This is a genomic window from Pseudomonas inefficax (genome assembly GCF_032164165.1).
Taxonomy (GTDB): domain Bacteria; phylum Pseudomonadota; class Gammaproteobacteria; order Pseudomonadales; family Pseudomonadaceae; genus Aquipseudomonas; species Aquipseudomonas inefficax.
On sequence record NZ_CP134401.1, the window covers coordinates 714,766 to 728,264 of the forward strand.

A 13,499-nucleotide genomic window follows, 5' to 3' on the forward strand; every position below is an offset into this window, starting at 1 on the left:
GGGAGCGGGCAAGCCCGCGAAGACTCAACGCGGTGTATGGCACCGGCTGCGCCGGTGTTTGCGGGCATGCCCGCTCCCACAGGTACAGCGCCAAACCTCGAGTACAACGCCGTATCTGTAGGAGCGGCCTTGTGTCCCGAAAGGGCCGCATAGCGGCCCCAGCAATTTCAACTTTTGTGCGCCAATCCAGGGGCGGTGCAGGCCTCACCTGTTCAGGTCACAAGCCCTCCAGCTCAGCCATCAGGTCACTGAGCCGGTCGACCTTGTCGTCATCCAGCACATTGCCCTGCAGCCCCTGCACATACGCCGCCAGCTCCTCCACCGTGCTGCACTCGAACATCGCCCGCAGCGGCACGTTCAACTGCAACTGCTTCTGCACCCGCGAGGCGATCTGCGTGGCCAGCAGCGAATGCCCGCCCAGCTCGAAGAAGTTGTCGTGCACCCCTACCCGCTCGGCCTTGAGCACATCGGCCCAGATTCCGGCCAGTACCTCTTCCAGCTCGTTGCGCGGCGCCTGGTAGACCTGGCTGTGCTGGCCACCGATGTCGATGGCCGGCAGGGCCTTGCGGTCGAGCTTGCCGTTGGCGTTGTGCGGCAGGCTGTCGAACCAGCCCCAGTGCAGTGGGACCATGTACTCCGGCAACTCGGCACGCAGGCGCTGCTTGAGCTGTTCCAGCAACGCAGCGTCGGCTGCAACGCCCTGATGCGCCACCAGGTAACCCACCAGGTGCTTGCCATTGACGCCCTCCTGCACGCCAACGGCAGCGTCGCGGACTTCCGGCTGTTCGTGCAAGCGGGCTTCGATCTCGCCCAGTTCGATACGGTAGCCGCGGATCTTCACCTGATGGTCGATGCGCCCGACATACTCCAGCACCCCGTCCGGGCGCTGCCGCGCCAGGTCGCCGGTGCGGTACAGGCGTTCACCCGGGGCACCATGAGGATGGGGAATGAACGCCAGTGCGGTACGCACCGGGTCGCCGACATAGCCACGGCCCACGCCGGTGCCGGCCACGCACAGCTCACCTGTCGCACCCAGTGGCACCAGCGCCTGGTCCTCGCCGAACAGGTACAGGCGGTTGTTGTCGGTCGGCGTGCCGATCGGCAGGTAGCTGCCACGGGTCGAGGCGGCATCGACGCGGAAGAACGCCACGTCATCGGAGCACTCCGCCGGGCCGTAGGCGTTGACCAGGCCGATCTGCGGGTAGCGCTGCAGCCACTGCGCCGCCAGCTCCGGTGGCATGGCTTCGCCGGTCGGCAGCATCCAGCGCAGGCCATCGAGGGCCTGGTGGTCGTTGGCCAGCATGCCCTGGATCAGCGACGGCACGCTTTCCAGCACGCTGATGCCGGTGGCCTGCACATGCGCCAACAGGGCCTGCGGGTCATGGGCAATGGCGTTCGGCACGATCTCCACCCTGGCGCCGAACAGTGGCGCGGCAAGGAACTGCCACACCGAAATGTCGAAGCTCTGCGAGGCCGTCTGGGCGATGACGTCCTGCTCGCCAAGCGCCAGGTACGGCACCTTGCTCAGCTGGTTGTTGAGCATGCCGCGCTGTTCGACCATCACCCCCTTCGGCAGGCCGGTGGAGCCTGAGGTGTAGATCACATAGGCGAGGTTGTCCGGCCCGCTGTGAATGCCGGGGTTGTGGCTGGCCACCGGGCTGGCCTGGATATCTTCCCAGACCAGCAACTGCGGCCGCGTCGTCAGCTCCAGCTCATCCAGCAACAGCCGCCCTTGTTCGGCACAGGCCCCGCTGCACACCAGCACGGGTGTACGACTGAGCTGGATGATGCTTTGCAGGCGCGCCGCCGGCAGGCCCGGGTCCAGTGGCAGGTAGCCGGCGCCGGCCTTGAAGCTGCCGACGATCATGCCCAGCAGCGGTAGCCCACGCTCGGCCAGCAGTGCCACCGGCTGGTCCACGTTCACACCCGCCGCGATCAAGGCATGGCCCAGGCGGTTGGCCGCCAGGTTCAACCCGGCGTAGTCGTAGGACGCGTCCAGGCAGCGGGCCACGGTACGTTGCGGATGTGCGGCCACCTGCGCCTCGAACTGCGCAATGTAGCTCTGCTCCAGCGGATAGGCACGTGCGGTACGGTTGCAGTCCTCCAACAGGAAGCGCTGCTCTTCGTCACCCAGCAACGGCAGTGCGCTCATCTCCCCTTCAAAGCCTTGCATCAGCGCCAGCAGCAGGCGCTTGAACTCGGCCAGCAGACGCTCGACGGTCGGGTAGTCGAAGTAGCGCTGGTCGAACGACAGGTGCAGGCCAAGGTCATCGCCCGGGTAGCACACTGCTGTCAGCGGGAAGTTGGTGTGGGTGCGGCCCGAGTCGGAACTGGCATTCAGGTGCTGGGCGTGGTCGAGCACGGCGGTTTCCACCGGCGCGTTCTCGAACACGAACAGGCTGTCGAACAGTGGCTGGCCCTTGGGCAGTTCGCTACATTCCTGGATTGCCACCAGCGGCAGGTATTCGTACTCGCGCAGCTCCATGTTGCGCTCCAAAAGGCCTTGCAACCACTGGCGCACACTGCAGCGCTCACCCGCCACCGGCAATTGCACGCGCAGGGCAACGCTGTTGATGAACAGGCCGACGGTACGCTGCATCTGCGGCATGCTCACCGGGCGCCCGGCCACGGTCACGCCAAAGGCCACGTCGCGGTCGCCACTGTAGCGCGCCAGTACCAGGGCCCAGGCCGCCTGGGCGAAGGTGTTGACGGTGAGCTGGTGGGCCTGGGCCAGCTCGCGCAGGCGCACGCCGTCGCTCACCGCCAGGCGGGTGTAACAGTCGCCGACGATCATGCCGCTACCGGCATGGTCATGGCGCAGCGGGCGGTCGCTGGGGATGGTGGTGGCACGTTCGAAGCCGGCCAGATTGGCCTGCCACCAGGCACGTGCGTCGTCCAGACCCTGGCGTTGCAGCCAACCGATATAGTCGCGATAGCGCGGCGGCACCGGCAATCGGGCCTGCCGGCCTTCGCCCAGGGCCTGGTAGATCTCGAAGAAATCGTTCATCAACAGCGAGCGGCACCAGGCATCGATGAGGATGTGGTGGTTGCTCATCATGAACCAGTAGCGCTCGTCGGCCACACGCACCAGGCGCAGGTGGAATGGCGCCTCGCTGAGCAGGGCGAAACCAGCCTCGCGTTCCTGCTTGTGCAGGGCCTGCAGGCGCTGCTCCTGGGCGTTGTCGTCGAGGCCACGCCAGTCCTGGTAGTCCACCGGTGTGTTGCCCGGCTTGTGGATGATCTGCAGCATCGCCTCGCCGGTGTTCCAGCTGAACGATGCGCGTAGCGCTTCGTGGCGCGCCACTACCGCCTGCCACGCCTGGGCGAAGCGTTCGGGATCGAGCGCGCTGTTGATGCGGTAGCGGTCCTGCATGTAGTAGAGGCCGGTGCCCGGCTCCAGCAGGGTATGCAGCAGCATGCCCTCCTGCATCGGCGTCAGCGGGTAGACGTCCTCGATCTGCGCGGCCGGTACCGGCAGCGCGTCGATCTGCGCCTGGGTCAGGTGCGCCAGCGGGAAGTCCGAGGGCGTGAAACTGCCGTTGCCATCAGCCAGGCAATGCTCGACCAGGGCCAGCAGCTCCTGGCGATAGGCTTCGGCCAGGCTGGCGATGGTTCGCTCGTCGTAGCGCTCGGCACTGAAGGTCCAGCGCAATTGCAGGGCACCGCCATACACCTGGCCATCGACACTCAGCCAGTTGGGCAGCGGTGCATCGAGGTCGTGGGCCAAACCGGCCGGGGCGTCCAGCGGCTGGAACAGCGCCGTGCTGTCGAACTGCTGGTCGAACTGGCCCAGGTAGTTGAAGGTGATGCGTGCCTGCGGCAAAGCCGCCATCTGCTCGCGCCCGGCCGTATCGGCCAGGTAGCGCAGCACGCCGTAACCCAGCCCTTTGTGCGGCACCTGGCGCAGCTGCTCCTTGATGCGCTTGATCGAGCCTGCCCGCGCCGCATCGTCGTCGCCTGGCAACGGACGCAGGCTCAGCGGGTAGGCGTTGGTGAACCAGCCAACGCTGCGGGTCAGGTCCATGTCTTCGAACAGCCCGTCGCGGCCATGGCCTTCAAGCTGTACCAGCACTTCTTCGTCGCCGCTCCAGCGGCACAGGGCACGCGCCAGCGCGGTCAACAACAGGTCGTTGACCTGGGTGTGGTAGGCCGCCGGGGCCTGCTGCAGCAACTGCCGGGTCTGCGCCACATCCAGGCCGATGGCCAAGGTACGGGCGTGGCGGTGCAGGTTGCCGCCCTGCGGGTGATCGCATGGCAGTTCGCGGCGCACACCGCCCAACTGGCCTTGCCACCAGCCCAGTTCGTCGCGCAGCGAATCGCTACCAGCATAGCTGGCCAGGCGTGCGGCCCAGTCGCCCATGGCGTGGGTCTTGGCCGGCAGTGGCTGGCCACGGTACAGCGCCTGCAGGTCTTCCAGAAGCACGCGCCACGACACGCCATCGACCACCAGGTGATGGATCGCCAGTAAAAGGCGCTGGCTGCCCTGTCCGTCATTTACCAGCAAGGCACGCAACAGCGGGCCCTGCTGCAGGTCGAGGCTGCGTTGCAGGCCGGTGTACAGCGCTTGGCAATCGGCGAAGTCGGCGACCGTGGCTGTCCACAGCAATTGGCCGGTGGCAGGCGAAGCATATTCGGCCTGCCAGCGGCCCTGGGCCTGGCTGAAGCGCAGGCGCAGGCTGTCGTGGTGCTGCACCAGGGCGGCCAAGGCTTGCTCCAGCACTCCCTTATCCAGCGGCTTGCGCGCCTCCAGCAGAACAGCCTGGTTCCAGTGCTGCGGCTGTGGCACTTCACTGTCGAAGAACCAGTGCTGAATCGGCGTAAGGCCAGCCTGGCCCTGGCGCTGGCCCTGCTCGATGCTGCTGGCGGCTTCGCTGCGCTGAACGACGGCCGCCAGGGTCTGGATGGTCTGATGCTGGAACAGGTCGCGCGGGGTGAACTGCAAGCCGGCCTGACGGGCACGGCTGACCACCTGGATCGACAGGATCGAGTCGCCGCCCAGTTCGAAGAAGTTGTCCTGCACGCCAACCCGGGCAACGTTTAGCACGTCGCGCCAGATCTGCGCCAGCTGCGCTTCCACCTCGTTGCCAGGCGCCTGGTACTGCTGGCGTGCCTGCTCCAGGTCCGGCAGCGGCAGCGCACGGCGGTCGAGCTTGCCGTTGCCCATCAGTGGCAGGCTGTCGAGCAGCACCAGGTGCGCCGGCACCATGTAGTCCGGCAGGTGCTGGCGGGCATCGGCTTTCACCGCGTCGCGCAGCAGGCCCTGGGCCTCGCTGTCGGCAGCGGCCTGCCTGCACACCAGGTAACCCACCAGTTGCTTGCCGCCCGGCAGGTCGAGGGCCAGCACCACAGCTTCGTCGACATCGGCATGGGCCTGCAGGCGGCTTTCGATTTCGCCCAGTTCAATGCGGAAACCGCGAATCTTCACTTGCTGGTCGGCGCGACCGACGTACTCGACCAGGCCATCGCTGCCCAAGCGCACCAGGTCACCGGTGCGGTACAGGCGCCCGCCTTCGCTGCCGAACGGGTCGGCGACGAAGCGCTCGGCACTGAGGCCGGGGCGGTCGTGGTAACCCTGGGCCAGGCCGGCACCGCCGACATACAGCTCGCCAATACCGCCTTGCGGCAACAGGGCAAGGTCTTCATCGAGAATGTAGGCCGTGCGGCTACCGATGACGCGGCCGATCGGTACACTGCCCAGCTCCGCCGGCAATGTCTGTGGTGCCAGGCAGGCCAGCGGCATGACCACGGTTTCGGTCGGCCCGTAGGCGTTGAAGAACTGCTGCGGCGCGAAGGCCTGGCGGATGCGCTGCAGGTGTTCACCGGTCAGCGCTTCACCACCGGTAATGACCAGGCGCACTGGCAACTGTTCGCCCTGCCCGCCCAGATACTGCGCCAACTGGCTGCCGTAGCTGGGCGTGAAGCCGAGGATGCTCACCTGTTGCTCGCGCACCAGTTGGCAGATGTCTTCGGCGCCCCACTGCCCCTGGGCGCGCAGTACCACCCGGGCACCACACAATAGCGGCACCCACAGGCGCTCGCTGGCGGCATCGAAATTGATCGAATAGAAATGCAGCTCGCAGTCGTCGCTGCGCATGCCGAAGGCGTCGATCACCGCCTGGCAATGCATGGCGAACTCGCCGTGGCTGACTACCACGCCCTTGGGCTTGCCGGTGGAACCGGAGGTGTAGATCAGGTAGGCCTGGTGCTGCGGCAGATTGAGGTTGTCCAGCGGCGCATCGCTGTAGGCTGAAAGGCTGGCACTGTCGTCCTCGAGACTCCAGCGCGCCACGCCTTCGGGTAGCTGCCCCAGGGTTTGCAGCAGCGCGCGCTGGCTGAGCAGCAGACCGATGCGGCTGTCTTCGATCATGTAGCGCAGGCGGTCGAGCGGGTACTCGGGGTCGAGCGGCACGTAGGCGCCACCGGCCTTGAGGATGGCCAGCAGGCCGACGACCATTTCCAGCGAGCGCTCCAGCGCCAGGCCCACCCGCACCTGCGGGCCGACGCCACGCTCGCGCAGGGCACGGGCCAGGCGGTTGGCCTGCTGGTCGAGTTCGGCATAGGTCATGTGCCGGCCGGCGAAGGTCAACGCGCCAGCGTGTGGCGTGCGCGCAGCCTGGGCGGCGAAGAGGCCGTGCACGGTCTGGTCGAGAGCGAAATCCGGCTCGCCCTGCAACTGGCCCGCCAGCATCTTCTGTTCGGCACTGCTCAGCATCGGCAGCTCGCACAGGCGCTGTTGCGGGTTGTCGAGCAGGCCGGCCAGCAGTTGCTGCCAGTGCTCGGCCATGCGTGCGATGCGTGGTTCGTCGAACAGGTCACGGCTGTAGGTCAGGCAGCAACCCAGGCGGCCGTCGAGGTCGGTCACCTCCAGGTACAGGTCGAATTTGGTGGCGCTGGCGTCGTTGACCAGGTAATCCACCTGCATGCCGGCAAGCTGGCGGCTTTGCTGGAAGGCCCAGCGCTGCACGTTGCACATCACCTGGAACAGCGGGTTGTAGGCGCTGCTGCGCGGTGGCTGCAGGGCTTCCACCAGCTGGTCGAACGGCAGGTCCTGGTGCGACTGGCCTTCGATGGCAACCTGGCGTACCTGCTCCAGCAACTGTACGGCAGTCATCTGGCCGTCCAGCTCGCAACGCAGCACCTGGGTGTTGAGGAACGCGCCTATCAGCCCTTCGCTTTCCGGGCGGATGCGGTTGGCCACCGGCGCGCCAATGCGCAGGTCACGCTGGCCGCTGTAGCGGTGCAGCAAGGCGGCCAGGGTGGCAGTCATGGTCATGAACAGGGTCAGGCCGCGCTGGCTGTTGAAGGCATGCACACGGGCGACCAGCGCCGGGTCGAGCTCGAAGCGGTACAGCTCGCCACGGTGGCTCTGCACTGCCGGGCGCGGGCGGTCGGCAGGCAGCGCCAGCACCGGGTGTTCATCGCCCAGGCGGGCCTGCCAGTAGGCCAGCTGGCGAGCGCCCTCGCCGCTTTCCAGCCATTGCCGTTGCCACACGCTGTAGTCCAGGTACTGCACCGGCAGCGGCGCCAGCGGCGATTCGCGGTCATCGACGAAGGCCTCGTACAGCTCGCCCAGTTCGCGGGCGAAGATGTCCATCGCCCAGCCTTCGGTGACGATATGGTGCAGGGTCAGCACGAAGAAGTGCTCGCGCTCTTGGGCTTTGACCAGGCAGGCACGCAGCAGCGGACCGCGCTCCAGGTCGAACGGCTGGTGCGCCTGGCCATCGGCCAGTTGTTGCAGGCGTTGTTGGCGGGCATCGGCGGGCAAGGCGCTGAAGTCCTGCCAGTCGAGGTGCAGGCTGCTGTCTTCGGCCACGCACTGGTACGGCACGCCATCGATGCTGGGGAAGGTAGTGCGCAAGGTTTCGTGGCGCACCACCAGCGCCTGCAACGCGCGCTCGAAGGCATCCACATGCAGGGTGCCGCGCAGGCGCGCCATGCCGCCGACGTTGTACGCCGGGCTGTCCGGCTCCATTTGCCAGAGGAACCACATGCGCTGCTGCGAGTACGACAGCGGCACCGCCTGGCGGCGGTCGACGCGGGCGATTGCGCCTTGCAGGTTGCGTTCACCGGCAGCGCGGATACCCGCGATCTCGGCACAGAAAGCGCCTAGCTCGCTGGCTTCGAACAGGGCCTTGAGCGGCAGCTCGACATCGCAGGCCTGACGCGTGCGCGAGACAATTTGAGTGGCCAGCAGCGAGTGGCCACCGAGGGCGAAGAAGTCGTCCTGCAGGCCGATGCGCGGCAGGTTCAGCACCTCGCGCCAGATGGCGGCGACCTGCTGTTGCAACTCGGTTTGCGGCTCGATGTGCTCCCGCTGCTGCCACACCGGGGCCGGCAATGCCTTGCGGTCGACCTTGCCGCTGGGGCCCAGTGGCATCTGCGCCAGCGGGATGAGTTGTGCCGGCACCATGTAGGCCGGCAGTTGTTCAGCCAGCGCCGCCAGCAACGCATCAGGCTGGGCGCTGCCACTGTAGTAGCCGACCAGTTGCGCGCCTACGGCATCCTTGTGAATCAGTACCAGCGCCTGTTCGACCCCCGCTTGTGCCAGCAGGCAGGCCTGGACTTCCTCGGGCTCGACACGGAAGCCACGTACCTTGACCTGCTGGTCGAGGCGGCCAAGATATTCCAGCGCCTCGGTCTGCACCTGCCAGCGGGCGCGATCGCCACTGCGGTACAGGCGTTCGCCGTTGCCATCTGCCCGGGGCACGAAGCGTTCGGCGGTGAGGCCCGGGCGGCCCAGGTAGCCACGGGCCAGGCCTGCACCGCCGAGGTACAGCTCGCCCGGCACACCTGGGGCGGTCAGCTCCAGCTCGTCGTCCAGCACGCGGCACAGCACATTGCCCAGCGGGCGGCCGATCGGCGAGCGTTCGCCATCGGTAGCCTGGCAGTGCCAGTGGGTGACGTTGATGGCGGTTTCGGTCGGGCCATAGCGGTTGTGCAACTGCACCTGCGGCAGCACTTGCAGCACGCGGTCACGCAGCGCGGCGGGCAGCGCTTCGCCACCAGAGAACAGCCGGCGCAGGCTGCTGCAGGCACCCGCCTGCGGCTCCTGGACGAACACCTGCAACAGCGGCGGCACGAAGTGCAGCGTGGTCACGCCATGGGCCTGCACCAACGCCGCGATGCGCTGCGGGTCGCGGTGCTCACCGGGGCCGGCGAGCACCAGCTTGCAGCCGGTCACCAGTGGCCAGAAGCACTCCCACACCGAAACGTCGAAGCTGATCGGCGCCTTCTGCATCAGCACGTCGCTGTCATCCAGCGCATAGCTGGCCTGCATCCATTGCAGGCGCTCGGCCAGTGCCGCGTGGGTATTGCCCACGCCCTTGGGTTGGCCGGTGGAACCGGAGGTGTAGATCACATAGGCCAGGTTGTCGCCATGCAGGTGCAGGCCAGGGGCATGGCTTGGCCAGCTGTCCAGGTGCAACTGGTCGAGGGCGATGGCACTGACGCCGTCAACCTGTGGCAGCTTGCCAAGCAGGCTGCTGTGGCTCAGCAACAGGCCCGCATTGCAATCGGCGAGCATGTAGGCCAGGCGCTCGGCCGGGTAATCGACGTCCAGCGGCACATAGGCACCACCGGCCTTGAGAATGGCCAGCAGGCCGACCAGCAGCTGCGGCGAACGCTCGACGGCGATGGCCACGCAGGTGTCGGGGCCGACGCCTTTGTCACGCAGGTAGTGGGCCAGACGGTTGGCTTGCTGATGCAACTCAGCGTAATCCAGGCTGCCACCGTCCCATACCAGGGCGGTGCGCTGCGGGGTCAGGCGTGCCTGGTCATTGAGCTGCTCGACCAGCAGGCGCTGCGGCGTCGCAGCCGGTGCCTCGCCCCAGCTCAGCAGTTGCGCGCGGCCAGCCTCATCGAGCAATTGCACCTCGCCCAGCGCCAGCTGCGGCTCGGTGCACACCTGCTCGAGCAGGGCCAGCAGGTGCTGGGCCAGGCGCTTGACGGAGCCGGCATCGAACAATTCAGCGGCATAGTCGAAGGCCAGGCTCAGGCGGCCCTGGTGGTCTTCTTCACTGTGCAGCTGCAAGTCGAACTTGGCTTCGCGACTGTGCCACGGCAGCTCTTCGGCCAGCAGGCCCGGCAGGCGGCGCAGGGCAGACAGGTCGCGTTGCTGGTGGTTGAACATGACCTGGAACAGGCCTTGCTCGCGAGCCTCGGGCAAGGCTTCGAGCAGCTGCTCGAATGGCAAGTCCTGGTTGGCTTGGGCATCCAGGGTGGCCTGGCGCACCTGGGCCAGCAACTGGTCGAACGGCAGGCGGCCATCGAGTTGCGCACGCAGCACCTGGGTATTGATGAAAAAGCCGACCATGCCTTGGGTTTCCAGGCGCGGCCGGTTGGCGTTGGGCACGCCGACACGGATATCGACCTGGCCGCTGTAGCGGTGCAGCAGCGCCTGCCAGCCGGCCAGCAGCACCATGAACAGGCTGGCCTGCTGCTCGCGGGCCAGGCCATTCAGCGCTTCGGTGAGCCTGGCTGGTACCTTGAGGCTGAAGCGGGCGGCGCGGTGGTCGCGCTGGCTGGCACGCGGGTGGTCGGTGCACAGGTCGAGCACCGGCAGTTCACCCCCCAGGCGCGCCTGCCAGTACTGCAGCTGACGCTCGGCTTCGCCTGCGGCCAGCCACTGTCGCTGCCAGGTGCCGTAGTCGGCATAGCCCAGGGTCAGCGGTGCCAGGTTCGCGTCGAGGCCCTGGCAATGGGCGGCGTACAGTTTGGCGAATTCGTCGAGCAGTATGTTCAGCGACCAGCCGTCGGCGACGATATGGTGCAGGGTCACCCACAGCTGATGATGTTCATCGTCAAGGCGCGCCAGGGTCGCCCGCAGCAACGGCCCGCGGGTCAGGTCGAACGGCTGGCGAGCTTCGGTTTCGCGCTGGGCGGCGACCTGCTCGGCGGCCTGGCCTTCGAGGTCCAGGCGGCGAAGGTCGAACGGCTGCTGCGCCAGGATGCGCTGCAGGGCCTGGCCGTTCTCTTCGGCAAACAGGGTACGCAATGATTCGTGGCGCGCCACCAGCGCCTGGAAGGCCGCTTGCAGGGCGCCTTCGTCCAGCTCACCGCGCAACTGCAGGCCGGCCGGAATGTTGTAGGCCGCCGACTGCGGGTCCAACTGCCATAGCAGCCACAGGCGGTTCTGCGCCAGCGACTGGGGCAGCGCCTGGGTGCGTTCCAGGGTGGCGATGGCACCGCCCCGACCACCGCCTTGGGCGATGATCGCGGCCACTGCCTGGGCGTAGTCCGCCAGTACCGGCGCCTCGAACAGGGTACGCAGGCCCAGGTTGACGCCCAGCTCATCGGCCAGGCGTGCGGTGGCATGGGTGGCGGCGATGGAGTTGCCGCCCAGCAGCAGGAAGTGGTCGTCTGCCGCCACCGCTTCGACCTTGAGGATGTCGCGCCACACACTGGCGATGCGCGCCTGCAGGTCATCACCCGCTACCGTCCTGGCAACGGGCTCGCTCCCCTCAGGGAAACGGGCGTAGCAGTCCAGGCTGCCATCGTCCATGCGCAGACGGCAGGCTGAACGTTGCAGCTTGCCGCTGGAGGTCTTGGGCAGCGCGCCCGGGTTCAGCAGCAGGACCACGGCCGGGGCCTGGCGGCAGGCGTCGGCGACCACCTGGCGCAGGGTCTTGATCAGCTCCTGGGGCTTGATCGCCTTCTGCACGTTGCGGCTGATTTCCACCGCCACGCCAATGCCCTCCTCGCCTTGCTGCTCAACGGCGAACACCGCCACCCGGCCTTTGCGCAGCACATCCACTTCCCGCTCGAGGGTTTTTTCCAGGTCCTGCGGGTACAGGTTCTGCCCACGCACGATCAGCATGTCCTTCAGGCGCCCGGTGACGAACACTTCGCCTTCGCGCATGAAGCCCAGGTCGCCGGTACGCAGCCAGGTCTGGCCGTCCATCTCGACGAAGGTGCGGGCACTGGCTTCAGGGTTGCGCCAGTAACCCAGGGCGATGCTCGGGCCGCCGGCCCAGATCTCGCCCACCTGGTTGTCGCCCAGCACCTGCAGGCGTTGTGGTTCGACAATGCGCACGGCATGCCCGGGCTGCGGGTAGCCACAGCTCATCAGCACACTGCCCTTGCCAGGTTCCGCAAGGTTGGCGGCGAAGGCTTGCGCGTCCAGCTCCAGCGCGGCAATGCCCTGGCCACGGCGGCTGCCGCTGACGAACAGGGTCGCTTCGGCCAGGCCGTAGCTGGCGAAGAAGCTCTGCGGGTCGAAGCCGCAGGCCTGGAACTTGTCGGAAAAGGCCGCCAGGCTGTCCTGGCGGATTGGCTCGGAGCCGGAATAGGCCACCCGCCAGCGGCTGAGGTCGAGCCCGGCCAGGGAGGCCTCGCTGACCCGCTCACTGCACAGCCGGTAGGCGAAGTCGGGGCCGCCGCTGATGGTGCCGCCATACTCGCTGATGGCCTGCAACCAGCGCAGCGGCCGTGCCAGGAAGTAGCCCGGCGCCATCAGCACACAAGGCACGCCGCTGAAGATCGGCTGCAGCAGGCCGCCAATCAGGCCCATGTCGTGGTACAGCGGCAGCCAGCTGACGATCACGTCGTCGGGGTTGAGGTCGATGCCAAAGCCTTGGCGGATCAGTTGCTCGTTGGCCACCAGGTTGCCATGGCTGACCTGCACGCCCTTGGGCAGTGCGGTGGAGCCGGAGGTGTACTGCAGGAAGGCGATGTCATCACCCTTGAGCGCGGGCTCGCGCCATTGCGCGGCCAGCGCCGGGTCCAGGCCATCCACCGCCAGCAGTTCGGGAGCGTTGGCCGCCGTCAGGGCCTCCAGGCCCTGCAGGCTGTCGTGCAGCGCCGCGACAGTCAGCAGCAGGCGCGGCTCGGCGTCATCGATGATCGAAAGCAAGCGCTGTTGGTGGTGCTGGCGCGCGGACTCCGGCGGGTAGGCCGGCACCGCAATCACGCCGGCATACAGGCAGCCGAAGAACGCCGCCACATAATCTGGCCCGCTGGGGAACAACAGCACCGCGCGGTCGCCGAAGCCGGCCCGGGCTTGCAAGGCAGCAGCGATGGTGCGGGCGCGCTGGTCGAGGTCCCGGTAGCTGAGCACCGCCTGCTCGCCGGGCGCGTCGGCCAGAAAGCGCAAGGCGACTTTGTCCGGGGTGTGCGCGGCGCGCTGCGCCAGGGCCTGGACCAGCGAGAGCGGGAGTTCGAAGGCGTCCGTCATGGGGTGTTCCTGCCAGTGTCTGGTTGGGTCGGGCCGGCTGCTGCGCGAACGTGGGCGCAGCGGCATGTGGCGGCCTGAGGTGTACACAGGGAAACGGATGGGAGGGGGGAGAAATTAGCGGGGTTGGGGGTTTTGGGTTGTGTGAAAGTTGGTGGGTTTATGCCTTGAGAGGTGTGGCGCCTGGCAGATCCAGCGCCGCGCGGGCGGCGCTTCGCGGGGCAAGCCCGCTCCCACATTTGTTGCAACGTGCCGAACCTGACAGGTCATGGTTGTCAGCCTTGTTGGGCTGGCTGGATTCCTGAGTTGGCATTGCTGCCGCCCCACTTGT

1 protein-coding gene is annotated in these 13,499 nt (G+C 67.3%); it reads right to left on the minus strand.

The window, feature by feature from the left end; translation table 11 throughout:
• Positions 1-217: 217 nt before the first annotated feature.
• A complete protein-coding gene (locus tag RIN61_RS03230) occupies positions 218-13,171 on the minus strand; it encodes a non-ribosomal peptide synthetase (RefSeq protein ID WP_313855751.1) in 12,954 nt (4,317 codons plus the stop codon).
• Between the last annotated feature and the right edge of the window lie 328 nt (positions 13,172-13,499).